Raw genomic sequence first — 16905 nt, 5'->3', positions numbered from 1 at the left:
GAGATTAATTGTAAACTTAAACATACGCACACTTGGCAAACAAAAAAGGAGGTCCATATGGATCTCCTTTTTTGTTTGTCAAATATATAACTCTTATCCGACCATTGAACTGGTCAATTTTCCATTACAAAGTTTTTTAGCTTCTGCTATGATCGCATTCGCATCGTAGTGCGCATTCTTCCACTGTGCATTTTGTTCAGCATGTTCAATGATCTTATCCGGAATACCCAAACGAACAACCTGGCTATGATATCCGTGATCGGCCATAAATTCCAATACAGCCGAACCTATGCCCCCTTGTAAACTTCCATCCTCAACCGTGATAATTTTACCAAACTTCTGAAAGACCTGATGGAGCAAGGCTTCATCCAATGGTTTAGCAAATCGAAGATCATAATGCGCTGGATGTATTCCCAATTCATTTAACTGCTGTACCGCTTTAACAGCTTCATTTCCTATCGCTCCAAAACTTAAGATAGCAAGCTCCTCTCCTGCTGTTATAAGACGTCCCTTTCCTATTTCTATTTCTGTAAATGGACGACGCCAATCCGGCATAACGCCATTTCCTCTCGGGTATCTGATAACAAAAGGACCTTTATTAGGCAACTGTGCAGTAAACATCAAATTTCGCAGTTCCTCTTCGTTCATCGGAGCAGAAACTGTCATGTTTGGGACACATCGCATAAACGCTATATCATAAGCGCCATGATGTGTAGCGCCATCTGCACCGACCACTCCCGCACGATCCAAACAGAAAACAACATTTAGATTTTGTAATGCAACATCATGGATTACTTGATCATAAGCGCGTTGCATAAAAGACGAATAGATATTACAGAACGGTAATAATCCCTGTGTTGCGAGTCCTGCACTGAACGTAACCGCATGCTGCTCAGCAATACCAACGTCAAATGCGCGGTCAGGCATAGCTTTCATCATAATGTTCATAGAAGAACCAGAAGGCATTGCAGGCGTTATACCCACAATCTTATCATTTTCTTCCGCAAGCTCAACTAAAGTATGTCCAAAAACATCTTGAAATTTAGGCGCTACCGGTTTATCATTCGAAGACTTCTTGATCTCACCCGTAATTTTATCGAATAAACCTGGAGCATGCCATTTCGTCTGATCTTTTTCAGCTAACGCAAAGCCTTTACCTTTGATGGTGACGGCATGCAATAATTTAGGGCCTGGTATATGTTTAAGGTCTTCAAGGGTCTTGGCTAATTTCTTGACATCATGCCCATCAACCGGTCCAAAATATCTAAAATTTAAAGATTCAAAGAGATTGGCATTTTTTAACAAAGTTCCCTTTATGCTTTTTTCCAGTTTTTTGGCAATACCAAGTGCATTTGGACCAACTTCCGAAATCTTGGTTAATACAGCTGCAATATCGTCTCTAAAACGATTATATCGTTTTGAGGTTGTAATACTTGTCAAATACTCCTTCAATGCACCTACATTAGGATCAATGGACATGCAGTTATCATTCAGAATAACCAAAAGGTTGGATTTGGAAATACCGGCATGATTCAATGCTTCAAATGCCATTCCACCAGTCAACGCACCATCACCAATAACCGCGATATGCTGACGATCCTTTTCGCCCTTTATTTGGGAAGCGACCGCCATACCTAATGCTGCAGAAATAGATGTTGATGAGTGCCCAACGCCAAATGCATCGTATTTAGATTCAAAACGGTTAGGAAACCCAGAAATTCCGTTCTCAATTCGATTTGTATGAAATATATCGCGACGCCCCGTTAGGATTTTATGCCCATAAGCCTGATGACCTACATCCCAGATCAATTGATCGTATGGGGTATTCATTACGTAATGTAACGCCACCGTTAACTCGACGACTCCCAAACTTGCTGCAAAGTGACCACCATTAACCGAAACCTGATCAATAATAAATTGACGTAATTCCAGACTCAACTGTTCTAATTGGTCTTCCTTTAGCTTTTTAAGATCAGAGGGATCGTTTATTTTACTTAATAGTTCTCCAGCCTCAAACTGCATAGTACTGCTATTTACATGATATGTTCGTACAAAGTAACGACAATTTTATTTAATCTTTAAAATTAAATCGCATTTACATATTGGGGTACAACAAATAAAATAATGAATAGTTTGTATCGAAGTTATTCCAAAAGATTTTATATGTAAATTTGTATAAGATATGCAAGTAGAAGAAGGCTACGAAATCAAGCTTCCTCAATTTGAGGGACCTTTTGATTTATTATTATTTTTTATCGAACGGGATGAACTAAATATCCACGATATACCGATTTCAAAGATTACAGATGATTTTTTATCGTATGTGAGCCAAATGCAGGCGCTCAATATGGAAATGGCAAGCGAGTTTATCTTTGTTGCTTCAACACTGATGCGTATTAAAGCTAAAATGCTCTTGCCTCGTCTAGATCTAGACGAAAATGAGAATGAAATCGATCTTAGAGAAGATCTTGTTCAAAAACTTATTCTCTATAAGCAATTTAAAGAGACCTGTGAAGATTTGAGAGCCTTGGAAGAGGATCGTCTCAAACTATACAACCGAGGCAACATACGCTATGATATCCAACAGAGACTAAAATTAGATTCTACCGGAGAAAATTTGGATAGCTTCGACCTTTATAGTCTAATGATGATTTACGAGCAAATGATGTATCAATTCCGTAATCGTCCCCCTGAAGTAACACATACAGTTGTCAAATATCCATACACCATTGAACAACAGAAGAAAGCAATAGCCGAACTAATTGAAATCAATAAAAAATTGGATTTTCAAGAAATTCTTAAAAACTCAGAAAATAAAATACAATTTGTCTATAACTTTTTAGCAATTCTTGAAATGCTGCAACAGAGATTATTACAGATCGAAGTGGGCTTAGGCTATAACAATTTCAATGTAGGTGAAAGAGATCCAAATGAGGCGGAGGAACTCCGGCTTGAAGAGCAAGAAGCATAAAAAAAGACCTGTCTCGAACAGGTCTTTTCGTATCAATCTTTTTTCTGAAAAGCATTCCAACCTTGGGCTGTTATCGGATAAAGATTCCCAGATTTGGAAATCATCTCACAACCTTCGGATCTTGGCGTCATATAACCAATAATGCTGATATCCGGTAAGTTTTTGATTTTATCATGATCAGCCTGAGCTATTGTAAACAGTAGTTCATAATCTTCACCGCCATTAAGTGCAGCTACGGTTGGATCAATGCCAAATTCCCGCCCTGTATCATAAGTCATCTGATCCAATGGAATCTTTTCTTCATATAATCTGCAACCTTTGTCAGATTGTCTGCAAATATGTAGAATTTCTGATGCAAGCCCGTCTGAAATATCCATCATCGCTGTGGGCTTGATCCCTAGCTTGGCAAATAATTCAACAATATCTTTCCGGGCTTCAGGTTTCAATTGACGTTCAACGATATAATCTTTTCCCTCTAAATCAGGCTGTACATTTGGATTTTCTAAATAGATATCCTTTTCACGCTCCAAGAGCTGTAAGCCCATATAAGCTGCTCCTAGATCACCAGACACACACAAGAGATCACCTTCCTGTGCACCACTACGATAAACGATCTGATCTGCATCAGCATGACCAATGCTTGTCACAGAAATAACCAAACCCTGGGCTGAAGCCGAAGTGTCTCCCCCAATTAGGTCAACATTATATTTCTTACAGGCAATCAAAGCTCCCTGATAAATCTCTTCTACAGCTTCCAATGGAAATTTTGAGGACAGACCTATTGAAAAGGTAATTTGCGAAGCTATTCCATTCATCGCGTAAATATCGCTCAAATTGACCTGAACAGCTTTATAACCTAGATGTTTTAACGGAACATATCTAAGATCAAAATGAATCCCTTCCAACAGTAGATCAGTAGATATCAAGGTTTTCTTACCTCCAAAATCTAGAACAGCAGCATCATCGCCAATCCCTTTAATTGTGGATTTTTCTGTTAATTCTACAGCTTTTTTTATATAATCAATCAAACCGAACTCACCCATTTCTTCCAAATTAGTTCGCTCGGTGTTATCAAAATCAAACATGCTAAAAAGTTTAAAAGTTTAATATAGATAATGCCAGCTGATAATCATCTTCCAAAGATTTATTTGGATGGCATTACAAAATAAGTATTACTATAAGACCAATGACTCCCCTGCTCATACATTGGACTCTTTCATTGAACTACATATAAACAGCTCAACGAAATCATTATTGATCATTGAAAACCAATCAGTTATTGTCTTGGTTATGATCAAAAATTATGCAGATTTCTATAAGCCTAAACTTGCCGATATTTCCAACATACGTTCAATAGGACGCTGGGCTCGGAGAATAACATCCTCGGGAAGAAGGATTTCGGGCGATTCATACTTCAGACAGTTATATAGTTTCTCAAGCGTATTAAGCTTCATATGCGGGCAATCATTACATGCACAGGCATTATTAGGAGGTGCAGGAATAAAAGTCTTATGTGGACTTGCTTTTTGCATTTGGTAGAGAATACCTGATTCTGTAGCAACAATATAAGCTTGGGCCGTATCTGTCTGGGTAAATTTAAGCATGCCGGCAGTCGATCCCACATAATCAGCTATCGCCAGTATATGATCTTCACATTCCGGATGGGCAATAAACTTAGCCTCGGGGTGCTCGCTTTTCAAACGATCAATTTTATCTTGAGAAAAAATTTCATGGACCATACATGCACCGTTCCAAAGCACAAGATCTCGTCCTGTTTTCTTTTTAACGTATGCTCCGAGATTACGATCCGGGCCAAAAATGATTTTCTGACCCACTGGCAGGCTCTCTACGATCTGAACAGCGTTACTAGAGGTACATACAATATCGGAAAGCGCTTTCAATTCCGCTGTACAGTTTACATAAGTGATGACCAAATGATCAGGATATTGTTCCTTAAATTTAGCGAAAAGATGCGGAGGGCAAGAATCTGACAGCGAACAACCTGCTTTGGCATCTGGCAAAAGAACCTTCTTTGTCGGTGAAAGTATTTTAGCCGTCTCAGCCATGAAATGTACTCCAGCAAAAACAATTACATCTGCATCAGTTTTCGCAGCTTCCTGGGATAAGCCAAGGCTATCTCCTATATAATCTGCTATATCTTGAATTTCAGACTCTTGATAATAGTGAGCCAAGATGACAGCGTTCTTTTCTTTCTTTAATCGTTGGATCTCTTTAATCAAATCCAGTGAGGGATCAATCGGAGCATCGATATAACCTTTTGCTTGAAGCTCATAATTTACAATTTCCATGCGAGTAGTTTCAACTTTTATGAACAGCAAAAATAAGCATTGTTAGATATATAAAAGTCAATTAAAAGCAAATTAATCAGGTCATGGTAATATACCTCTTGCTTGAATGTGCCCCATTATTAGATAATAACAAATAAAACACTGATATAAAACGTATTATTAATCAGTAACAGATTACAACGGATTTGCCAAGTCCAGCTTATTGGGTAAAGTCAGTTTGCAAATTTGATCGAACAACTGCACCTATTGCCCAATTCCATGATCTTGCAGAACTGACAGCTAAATACCTATTTCAAAATACAAATCAACCGTTTGCAAGTATTAATAGTTAAATTAGTTTATATAAAGTTTAATCAAACAATATTACGCCCATATAAACTCTTTTAGACTTGAATATTTCGGAAACTATTCGAACTCTTCATTTATACCAAAAGCTGAAAGGGTTTATTTCACATTATTTCTATCTTCGAAAATCAGTTTCATCTACATCCAACCTTCATAGCCTAAGGAACGTTTTTAGGCATATTACAAAACAATGAAAAATATAGCACAAAAGGAAGCTTTATTTATTAACATTTCAGATTAAAAAACGTTTTTGAGCTCGTATAGGAGAGATTAATGGATTCTGGATTGATCTATAATTTTATATCAAATTCTCAGCGAGTTCATTCGGTAAATTTTAAGGAAATTGTGCATGCATCCAACACTGAAACCGTATAAATAGCAACGAATAAAAAACAAACGCTCTTACAATCGTGTATAGCTTATTTTGTCATTACGGTCTTTATATATGCCATTCTAATTGCAAAGATTTGAAGTTTATATATTCGCCATTTACCAACTTATACAGCAACGAAGGCTAGAATGGGGCCAAAACCAATTTTTCTAAATCAAAATTGGTCATAGATAATCAATAGAAGGCGATAATTTCTAGAATAAATGCTTTTAGAATTGCATATAAAAATAATAGCAGCTTGTAAAAATGAATATAGGACTCTAGTAAGGGTAAACTCACGCTGATTCAGGGCCAATAGCGTTGAATTAAATAGTTCAAAATAAACCCAATAAGAATTGGATATTTATAAAAAAATATAAAAGAGTAGAGTAGAAGGGAATCTAGAAGAGAATAGTTCGCGGAAATTGAAATATCCGACTAAATAACGGCTACAGAATCCAAAATAAAGCGGATGAGAATTAAATATTGACTACTGTAATCGAGGGTAGTGTCTTTATTTAATTCTAAGAGGGTTTAATAAAATTTTTGCAAGTTAATTTCACAAAATTCAAAAGCAATAATAAATACAACTTAAATAAAATCAATTATACCCAGTATCTGGATAGGAATCGAGTAAATAGCTCCCCTCGACAGCTCAATATAACAGAATCGGACTGTATATCCCGCTAGACTGAGCATCTGGCAATCATTATCGCATAAATTACAAAAACTCAGCACATGTAAGTTAAAAGATATTAATTAATATAAAGAGAAAGATAAACTTGTTACAGATTATAAATTTTCAATTTTATATTTAATTTAATGAATTAAAACGCTTCATACTCAAATATATAGATAATATTAAAAGAAAACACTAAATATGCGACTGACAAAGCACTTTCAAAACAATTTAGTCGCTTAGAATTAAATATTCGAAACAAATAGCGAATCAAGTCAATATATTCGACCTATAAGAGCTTTATTTTAGAAAAATACGCCCTGAGAATGATCTAAAAAAATACTAAAGAACAATAATCCACAATATTCGAATGTCATTGATCTAAATTTGGATAATTCCGACATCTAATGAATGTTGGGCTGCAAATATAGTAAGATTGTTTGTTCTACAATAAATTATTTAAAGAAATTATTTGCAATCCAAAACTATAAACAAGCTAATCTTCGAATTCACGCTAGATCGTAAAAAATTTACTATTTAAACGCATAGAATGCGGTAAAAAGTATTGAAAACGAATTTTTAAAAAATATCCAATTTTAAACGGGTTTATTTTTAAATAATCGCCTTTAGATTCTGTTCAAAATTTAATGCTGTCAAAATCAAATGGATATTTTAGCCAAATCCGAATACAATCGCCCAGATCCAGGAATAAAAAATCCCAATAACCAAATCCGTTACAATTTTCATTTTGAAAAATTTCGCATTCCAATTTTAACTTGTTGACAAAGCCATATTCAAATATTTTTGGTTATGATTAGCAAATAACCAAACCTAAAACGACTTAAAATCCAAATAATAAAATCAACTAAATTGCCTTTTTCAAAGAAATTTTCAAAGCAAAAATTAGTAGCTATTAGAATTCAATAAAAGAATTTATCTGGTTGAAAGCCAAAAATATTGAAATCTCATAGCACCCAAATGAGAATTAAACCTTTTCTTCATCGATTTCTATCAGTTACAATCCAATTAAATTGAAATAAGACCCTACAAGGGAAAATATTCAAGTATAAAACAGCTTAAACGAATTTTTCCTTGAAAAAATTATAAATAACGCGCTGAAACTACATTAAATCCATATGTAAAAAAAAATAAAATAAATATCCAATCCTAAAGCGCTTTAAAAGCCAATAGGAAATTAAAAAAATAATATAAACTCAATTAGAATTAAATATTTCAATAGGGGACTCTATAATTCCCAGATATTGAAATCTAACGGCCTCTAATCGAACTTGACAAAACTAAACAAAGATTTTCGAACGTATTCCACAATCTTTTTTTTCAATAAATACTAATTATTTAAAATAGAAAATCTCTTATTGTTTATTATGGTGTGGAAAAGTGGTATAAATTCCTTTATTCCAATTTTGATTTTAGGTTTTTATGGAGTTTTCAACAATTTTTCAACAGGATTTGTCTATTAAAGAGCTGATTTTTAAAATTCTAATTTATCGTATTTTTTATTTTCCATATTTTTTTGTTGAATAGTTTTTGTTTGGAAAATGTGGAAATCTAGGGATTTTTGTGCGGAAAAATTTTAGAAATAAGGCTTCAAAATAGGGGATTTGTGAATTGTTAAATACTTTTCATTTTTATTTAACCTTTTATTTACACGTTTTCCACATTTTTCGTTAATTTGAATCGTCACTTTTGGGGATAGTTTGTGAATTTTAATTTATATGGCAGATAGAAAGGTAGATTTTTTGGTCATTGGATCAGGTATTGCTGGATTAAGCTTTGCTTTGAAGGCATCGAAATTCGGTAAAGTATTGATAGTCACTAAGTCCAATGAGGATGAGTCTAATACAAAATATGCGCAAGGGGGAGTGGCTGCCGTTGTGGATAAGTCTGATAGCTTTGAAAAGCATATCATTGATACTCAGATTGCTGGGGATGGTTTATGCGATGTTGAAATTGTGGAAAACGTAGTAAGAGAAGCGCCGGAACGGATAGCAGAACTTATTTCATATGGCACATCATTTGACAAGGAGGAATCGGGCTTGTATGACCTGGCAAAAGAGGGTGGACATTCAGCTCATCGTATTTTACATTATAAAGATATAACCGGTTATGAAATTGAACGGGCATTATTGGCTCAAGCACATAGTGATCCTAATATTGAAATTGTAACGCATTACTTTGCCATTGATTTGATTACACAGCATCATCTGGGTGAATACGTGGATAAAAATAGGGAAGACATTACCTGTTATGGAATTTATGCTTTTAATACCTCATCACATTTAGTTGATCAGATTTTGAGTAAGGTCACCGTGATGGCCTCTGGGGGAGCTGGACATGTTTATTCGAGCACAACAAATCCAACTATTGCGACTGGAGATGGTATAGCGATGGTGTATCGGGCAAAGGGTAAGGTACGTAATATGGAGTTTATGCAATTTCACCCTACTTCTTTATATAATCCAAAGGATTCGCCTGCATTTTTGGTATCCGAAGCTGTACGTGGATTTGGGGGGATTTTAAGGAGGATCAATGGTGAATCTTTTATGGAGGAGTACGATGAACGTGCTTCTTTGGCACCAAGGGACATTGTTGCTAGAGCTATTGATGCCGAAATGAAGAAGTCGGGAATTGATTATGTTTACCTCGATATTACGCATCGGGATAAGCAGGATATTATCAAGCATTTTCCAAACATTTATGAAAAGTGTCTTTCGATCGGACTGGATATGGCGAAGGATTTTATACCAGTTACACCGGCGGCGCATTACCTCTGCGGGGGTATCTATGTAGATGATTTTGGACGCAGTAGCCTTGTTAATTTATATGCTTGCGGTGAGTGTTCTTCTACTGGACTACATGGTGCAAACCGATTAGCTTCTAATTCGCTTCTTGAAGCACTTGTTTATGCACATCGTATTTTCTTAGACGCCACAAAGTCGATAGGATTGATTAACCATATTGTTGACGTTCCGGAATGGGATGACTCTAAAACCTCACTTTCAAATGAGGATATTTTAGTAAGTCATAATTTGCGCGAATGCCAAAAGATTATGAGTGACTATGTTGGTATTGTGCGTTCCGATTTTAGGCTGGAGAGAGCCCTAAAGCGATTACATCTTTTATATGAGGAAACTGAAGAGTTTTATCGGAATACAAGGCTTTCTGTTAAATTGTGTGAATTGCGTAACGTTATTCAAGTAGCTTATATTGTGACAAAATCAGCTATGTTGAGGAAAGAAAGCAGGGGATTGCATTATACAACGGACTACCCGAAACATTCGGAGGTACTACAGGATACAATTTTTTAAGGAACATGGCACTTATTTTACCTGTTTTAGATATATCTCCGGTGATAGCCGAAGAATGCTTCTTAGCTCCTAATTCAACGATTGTGGGAGATGTAAAGATTGGACATCACTGTTCGGTATGGTTTAACGCTGTAATACGTGGGGATGTCAATTATATTCGTATTGGTAATTATACGAATATTCAAGATGGTGCTGTTATACATTGTACCTATAAGAAATGCGGTACAACGATTGGAAATTATGTGAGTATAGGCCACCAGGCTATGGTACATGGATGTATTTTGGAAGACCATGTACTCATTGGTATGGGAGCTATCGTTATGGATAATGCTATTGTTGAATCGAATGTTATTGTAGCAGCTGGGGCAGTAGTTTTGGAAAATACACGTTGTGAGTCGGGATTTTTATATGCTGGGGTACCTGCAAAAAAGATAAAGGCACTTACTGAAGAGCAGAAAGATCTATTGCAGCAGTTACCACATAATTATGTTCTGTACAGCTCTTGGTTTTAGCTTAATCGAATTAGCAGTATTTAAAGTTATTATTTTGGAATGGCCTCAATTATTCTTTTTTTGAGGCCACTCAATGAAAAACTATCTTTTTGTTCCCAGTTAGCACGTATAGTAAATACTTTATTTAGATATATAACAGGTTCCGGAAAGGTTTTCTTTTCAACATCTCCAGTATCCCAGAGTCCATTATCGTTGTCGTCGCGAATTACACGTATGCTATACTTTCCTCCTGGATACTGTTTGTATACGACGGCCGGATTGTTCATGTTTATTTTGTCGACGCGATAGACTTTATCTTTTTTCTCATTGATTAACTCTACCAGATATGTTGTATTGCTATCTAGATCTGTAAAATCAAATGTCAGATCTCCATAGTTTTCACTATCGTCATAGGTCAAATCCAGCTTTTTCTCTTTATTTTGCTCGCCAAAATAGCCTGTTATGGCGCCTTCCGTAAACTCAATTTGGTACTTTTTATCTTTTCTCCAATTATATCGAATATGGTAGATATTGGTATTCGCTGTATCAACGGCAAGTTGGTAATTGGTTCGGATCAATGAGTCTTCTTTGAATTTCAACTTGGTTTTATCTATATTCTTGATCGGTGTGAATGCAGATACCTGAAGGTGTGTAATCCGATCGACTCGCCCATTATTTGGGGTAAAAATTGGCTCAATTGTCTGCTCTATTTTTACATTCCCTTTTCTAATTAGAATGGTGTCCAATGGTCTTTCATTTTCTGTCAGAACTAGCTTTAGGGAGTCTATTTTTAAATTTGGAATAAACAAAGTAGCGGAGTCCGATGTATTTGAAAAACGTACTATTTTATCTTTGTTGTTTACTTCATCATTTAGGATATTGAGTTTGGGTTTGTCCACTCGCCTATTAAAAATAAGAAGTATACTTCCATTTTTTTCAAATTTCTTCTCTTGCGTTCTAAACTTTTTTGGGGTTCCTTTGAATATCTCCAAATTGATATTGTTTAAGTCTCGCTCTAGTACGATAGAGTCTTTTAGGAAACCTATTTCTTCATCAGCGCCATTATAGATCCTATCATTGTTCTTTTCTTGAAGTGCGTAAATGCGATAGGTTCCTTCTCTTAAATTGTTTAGTTTGTAATTACCTGCAGTATCCGTTGTCGTAAATATATTCGCTTTCTTCTTGCCGAAAATAGAGTCTTGGCTAATGGGGATCAATAAGACTTTAACATCTTTTTGGACCTCTTTAGTTATAGCACTTTTTACATTACCTGATATACTGAGCGAATCTATTTTATCTCCTGTTGCGAATACGTAAGCATAATTGACCAATGCATTTCCTGCGTTATAATCGACTAGTCCTTTACCGAAATATATGCTGTAAGTAGTATTTTTTTCTAGAGAATCAGGTAAGGTAATTTCTAGATTTTTTTTCTTGACCTTGAATTCTGGGTTACTACCCATGTCGGGCGTAATACTGAATTCTTTTTGTTGATTTGCCAGTTTGATATACTCGTCGAAAGTGATTACTATTTTTTTTGCTGTAAAATTCTTCGAAAAATTCGTAGGACTTTCCAATAGTATTTTCGGGGGAATGGAATCTTTTGGCCCCCCCGTAGGCTGTTGTATGCTCGCACATTGTATAGACAAGCCAATAAGCATAATAAACATGCTTAAAATAAGTAATCTTGTTTTTAAGCTACTTTTTAGCCTTTTTGAACCACTTTTATTTTCTTTTAAAGAAGTTGTCATAAAAAATAGAATATTGTCTTAAATCGCTTATTTTAAGCTATGTGATGTTTTGTGTGTAAATATTTGTTTACCAGGTATTTAGCTCATGTGAACCATCAATACGGTGATATCAGAGGGTGAAACACCCGAGATTCTTGAAGCCTGCCCCAGTGTACGTGGTTTTACCTTTGATAGCTTTTGTCTTGCCTCAATGGACAATGACGTTAGCAAGCTGTAGTCGAAATCAGGGTTTATTTCTCTATCTTCCATCTTCTTCATGCGATTAACTATTTCCATTTCTTTATCGAAATAGCTTTCATATTTGAGATTGATCTCTGCTTGTTCGATGGTATCGTTATCAAATTGGGATACATAGTGTGCAAAGCCTTCATCTCCTTTCAGAATATCTTGGATACCGACTTGTGGTCTCGCAAGTACATTACTCAATCTTGTTTTCTGAGGAAGTGCACTCGAGCCAACTTCCGCTAACACCGTATTCATCTTTTCAACATTGGTTGAATTTTGTTTTAGATACTCTATTATTTTATTTGAGTTATCAATTTTGTCTTGTACTTTTTTGAGTCTTTCTTCTCCTACTAATCCCAATTTGTAAGCTAAGGGGGTTAGGCGAATATCAGCATTGTCCTGGCGTAAAAGTAGACGATGTTCGGCTCTTGATGTAAACATACGGTACGGTTCTTCAGTTCCTTTTGTTACCAGATCATCTACCAATACACCTATATAAGATTCGGATCTTTTTAGAATAACTTCCTTATCATCGTTGATGCGTTGATGAGCATTTATCCCGGCTAGGAAACCTTGAGCGGCGGCCTCTTCATAGCCAGTAGTCCCATTGATTTGTCCCGCAAAAAATAGATGTTTCACCAATTGGGTTTCTAGGGTAAGATCCAATTGCATTGGTGGAAAGTAGTCGTATTCTATGGCATAACCTGGTCGGTACATCTTCGCATTTTCAAAACCTGGGATTAATTGCAAAGCTTTCAATTGTACATCTTCCGGCAATGAGGTAGAGAATCCGTTGACATAGATTTCTACTGTTTTAAAACCTTCTGGCTCCACGAATATCTGATGCCTTTCACGCTCGGCGAAGCGATTGATTTTATCTTCTATTGAGGGGCAATAGCGTGGTCCCAATCCTTTGATACGTCCAGTAAACATGGGTGATTTTTCAAACCCAGTACGAAGCATTTCGTGAACTTTATCATTTGTGTAGGTAATCCAGCAACAGCGTTGTTCAGTAGGTATTTCTACATCTGTATAAGAAAACCGCCCTCTTTTTTCGTCGCCCCACTGTTCTTCCATCAATGCATAGTTGAGGCTTCTCCCATCTATACGGGGTGGTGTCCCTGTCTTCATTCTTCCTGATTCGAAGCCAAGGGAAACAAGTTGTTCGGTTAAACCTGTGGCTGCCTTCTCTCCTGTTCTGCCGCCTCCAAATTTCTTGTCGCCAATGTGAATTACACCATTTAGAAAAGTTCCATTAGTTAGTACGACAGCGTCCGATTCTATTTCTATTCCCATCGAAGTGATGACACCGCAAGCTCTTCCATTTTTAACAATAACTTCTTTTACGGTATCTTGCCACATATCTAAATTTGGAAGAGACTCTAATTGTAACCTCCATTCTTCCGCAAACCGCATTCGGTCATTTTGTGTACGTGGGCTCCACATAGCTGGACCTTTCGATAGATTAAGCATTCGAAATTGAATGGTTGATTTATCTGCTATGATACCGGTATATCCACCCATAGCATCTATTTCTCTTACAATTTGTCCTTTTGCGACTCCACCGATTGCGGGGTTGCAACTCATTTGTGCTATTACCCCCATATTCATTGTGATGAGTAAAGTGGACGAACCTAAGTTGGCTGCTGCTGCCGCCGCCTCACATCCGGCATGACCTGCACCAACTACAATTACATTATATTTTTTAAACATTTTTCTGTTCTTGTTCCACGTGAAACGTGGCGTTTTTATTTCTTTGTAAATTTACGTTTTCTTTGTGTTCCACGTGAAACCAATGGTGAAATTTTACATAAAATCAGCAAGATATAACCATCTTTCGGATTTGTCGTCTATCTGTGTTTGGATAGATTGAATTTCTTCCGCTAAGGAAGAAAGCTTTAGATGGTCTGTTTCCTGGTTTAGTTTCTCCGTTTTTAACGTTACTTGTGTTTCCAGTTTTTCTATTTCTTCTTCTAGTTTAGTATATTCCAATTGTTCCTTGTATGAGAGTTTTTTCTTTTCCTCTTTTACAATTGGCTTTACCTGTTCTTGGGTTATTCTTTTTTGTTTTTCTTTTTCTAATTTTTGGATTTCGTCTTGTTCAAGTTTAAAGTCGGCATAATTTCCATTGTATATCTGTACACTCCCCTTTCCTTCAAAAATAAAAAGCTGATCGGTTAATTTATCTAATAAATACCTGTCGTGTGATACCAATATTAGTACCCCTTTGTAGTTATCAAGAAAATCTTCCAGCACGTTTAAAGTATCAATGTCCAGATCATTGGATGGCTCATCCAGGATTAGGAAATTTGGATTCTTCATTAAAACACGCATAAGTTGAAGTCTTTTTTTCTCTCCTCCACTTAATTTGTTAACGAAACCAAATTGTTTTTCAGGAGGAAATAAAAAATGGGTTAGCAGCTGTGAAGCTGTGATTACTTCCCCATTTGCCATTTCAATATAGTCTGCTATATTTTTTACAACATCTAATACTCGATCGTTTTCGTTTACTTCCAATCCTCCCTGTTTATAATAGCCATATACTGTGGTTTCCCCTACCGATATCGATCCTGAATCAGGTTTTTCTTCTCCCGTGATTAAATTAAGAAAGGTTGATTTTCCAGTGCCATTTTTTCCAGCTAGACCAATACGATCACCTTTTTTAAATGTGTATGAAAAATTATGTATGATTTCTTTCGTTCCATAACGTTTGGCAACATGTTCTAGTTCGAGTATTTTTGAGCCCTGTCTGCTTACTTTTACACTGAGGTGTACCGAGTCATTTCCTTTAATTGCTTTAGATTTTTCTTCTAAGTCATAGTATGCTTCTATACGTGATTTGGATTTGGTGCCACGTGCCTGTGGTTGACGACGCATCCACTCCAATTCACGACGAAGTAGATTTCTGCTTTTCTCTACCATAACCGCATCAATAGTTTCGCGTTCGGATTTCTTCTCTAGAAAATAGGAATAGTTACCTTTATAGCTAAAGAGATTGCCTCTATCCAGCTCTCGAATCTCAGTACATATATTATCTAAGAAGTAGCGATCGTGCGTTACTAAAAGAACGGTTTTGCTACCTGTTGTTAATAGTTTTTCAAGCCATTCAATTGTTTCTATATCCAAGTGGTTGGTGGGTTCATCTAATATATAAATGTCCGGTTCGTCTATCAAAAGTTTGGCTAGCGCAAGGCGTTTTCGTTGGCCTCCTGATAGACTTTTAATATCTTGATGGAAATCCATAATGTTTAAACGATTAAGAATCGTCTTAATATTATGCTCATACTCCCAGGCATTCAATGAACTTATTTTTTCTGAAAGATCTTCTAATTTTTTCTGATCGATATCAGTCTCCAATAGCAGTTCCTCGTACTCTCGGATAAGACGTTGTTGATCGTTGTCTGTACTATAAATAAAATCATTGATTGATTTTAATCCTGTGAAATCAGGATCCTGTTCTAAAAAACCAATTTTTATACCTTTTTCTTTTACAACTTTTCCTGAGGTTGGTAAGATTCGCTCTGCTAAAATGGCGAGTAAGGTTGATTTACCTGTGCCATTGATTCCGACCAAGGCCACACGATCTCCCTTCTGGAGGCCGAAATGTAAATCTTTAAAAAGCCATCGATCATGGAAGGAATGGCTTACTTGTTCTGTAGCTAAAATACTCACGTTATATCACCCTAAATTATATTCAGTCAATTTACACGTCAAAACACTGCCAAGAGGTTTCTTCTTTTGGTAGCGCATATCGTGTTGATAATCAATATTTTAAATATTTATTATTGATTATCAGTTATTTATATATTGAATCAATAATCGTTTTGATTGCTGACTAATTTAATCTATCGGGTGGCATACGATCAAATGCTAGCATTTGCCATCGGGTAAAATGATAATACCCCGAGGTTAGCATGTTCATTTGGAATGCTCGCAAAAATAAAGAAATAGTTTCTTATTCGATGCGAAAAAAGCTTCGTTATTTGATTAATTGGCAATAATGATACTGCCTTGATAAAATTAATTCAATGCGTAATCAGCTATCAGATTGAAACGTGGTATTTCAACTTGAAAGCTGCCGTTGTCCAGTGTTCGGATCATATTGTAATATCCTTCCATGAATCCGAATTCGCTATTGAGATTGCAACCTGAGGTATACTGATGAGTCTGGCCAGGTTCTATAATAGGCTGTTCGCCTACTACCCCTTCTCCAGATACCTCCCTATAGTCTCCTTTTGCGTCAAAGATTTTCCAATAGCGACTTATCAATTGAACCGTGTAATCGCTGAGATTTTCTATGCTGATATGATAAGCAAACATGAAATGTTCACGGTCCGGATTCGAATACTCTGATTGATAGATCGTTTCAACCGAGATTTTTACGCCTTCTGTAATTTGTGTGATCATTTGAATGATGTTTATTGTTGCAATGAAT

General features: G+C 36.1%; 10 protein-coding genes. 3 read left to right on the top strand and 7 right to left on the bottom strand.

Annotated elements, in window-relative coordinates:
- Nucleotides 1–93: 93 nt before the first annotated feature.
- Nucleotides 94–2022, bottom strand: a complete 1929-nt coding sequence (dxs, locus tag GVK91_RS15670; protein WP_153845283.1) for a 1-deoxy-D-xylulose-5-phosphate synthase — start codon at nucleotides 2020–2022, stop codon at nucleotides 94–96.
- Between the two features lie 160 nt (nucleotides 2023–2182).
- Here dxs and GVK91_RS15665 point away from each other — a divergent pair, with 160 nt between their 5' ends.
- A complete protein-coding gene (locus GVK91_RS15665) occupies nucleotides 2183–2971 on the top strand; it encodes a ScpA family protein (protein ID WP_153845282.1) in 789 nt (262 codons plus the stop codon).
- A gap of 32 nt (nucleotides 2972–3003) precedes the next feature.
- On the opposite strand, the gene thiL is transcribed toward GVK91_RS15665, so the two are convergent.
- Both thiL and nadA read right to left on the bottom strand, forming a co-directional pair.
- Nucleotides 3004–4056, bottom strand: coding sequence for a thiamine-phosphate kinase (gene thiL, locus GVK91_RS15660; protein WP_153845281.1), 1053 nt, complete (start codon nucleotides 4054–4056; stop codon nucleotides 3004–3006).
- A gap of 228 nt (nucleotides 4057–4284) precedes the next feature.
- A complete protein-coding gene (nadA, locus tag GVK91_RS15655; protein WP_153845280.1) occupies nucleotides 4285–5280 on the bottom strand; it encodes a quinolinate synthase NadA in 996 nt (331 codons plus the stop codon).
- Between the two features lie 3130 nt (nucleotides 5281–8410).
- Here nadA and nadB point away from each other — a divergent pair.
- Nucleotides 8411–10003 carry an L-aspartate oxidase gene (gene nadB, locus GVK91_RS15650; protein ID WP_088163399.1) on the top strand — a complete coding sequence of 531 codons (1593 nt, stop codon included), beginning with the start codon at nucleotides 8411–8413 and terminating at the stop codon, nucleotides 10001–10003.
- Between the two features lie 5 nt (nucleotides 10004–10008).
- Nucleotides 10009–10515 (top strand): gamma carbonic anhydrase family protein, encoded by a 507-nt coding sequence (locus GVK91_RS15645; RefSeq protein ID WP_153847929.1) that lies wholly within the window; start codon nucleotides 10009–10011, stop codon nucleotides 10513–10515.
- Nucleotides 10516–10544: 29 nt separating this feature from the next.
- On the opposite strand, the gene GVK91_RS15640 is transcribed toward GVK91_RS15645, so the two are convergent.
- From GVK91_RS15640 to apaG, 4 genes are all read right to left on the bottom strand, one after another.
- The gene (locus GVK91_RS15640) at nucleotides 10545–12245 is read right to left on the bottom strand and encodes an Ig-like domain-containing protein (protein WP_153847930.1); all 1701 of its coding nucleotides are present in this window, start codon (nucleotides 12243–12245) and stop codon (nucleotides 10545–10547) included.
- 78 nt (nucleotides 12246–12323) lie between these two features.
- Entirely contained in the window at nucleotides 12324–14183 is a 1860-nt protein-coding gene (gene mnmG / locus GVK91_RS15635) for a tRNA uridine-5-carboxymethylaminomethyl(34) synthesis enzyme MnmG (protein ID WP_159729985.1), read from the bottom strand.
- 93 nt (nucleotides 14184–14276) lie between these two features.
- On the bottom strand, nucleotides 14277–16142 hold the full coding sequence (locus GVK91_RS15630) for an ABC-F family ATP-binding cassette domain-containing protein (RefSeq protein ID WP_153847932.1): 1866 nt from the start codon (nucleotides 16140–16142) through the stop codon (nucleotides 14277–14279).
- Between the two features lie 348 nt (nucleotides 16143–16490).
- Nucleotides 16491–16877: a Co2+/Mg2+ efflux protein ApaG gene (gene apaG, locus GVK91_RS15625; RefSeq protein ID WP_046673176.1), complete on the bottom strand. Its 387-nt coding sequence runs from the start codon at nucleotides 16875–16877 to the stop codon at nucleotides 16491–16493.
- Between the last annotated feature and the right edge of the window lie 28 nt (nucleotides 16878–16905).

The organism is Sphingobacterium sp. 18053 (genome assembly GCF_902706145.1).
Taxonomy (GTDB): domain Bacteria; phylum Bacteroidota; class Bacteroidia; order Sphingobacteriales; family Sphingobacteriaceae; genus Sphingobacterium; species Sphingobacterium paramultivorum.
This window is presented reverse-complemented; position numbering and strand designations above follow the sequence as displayed.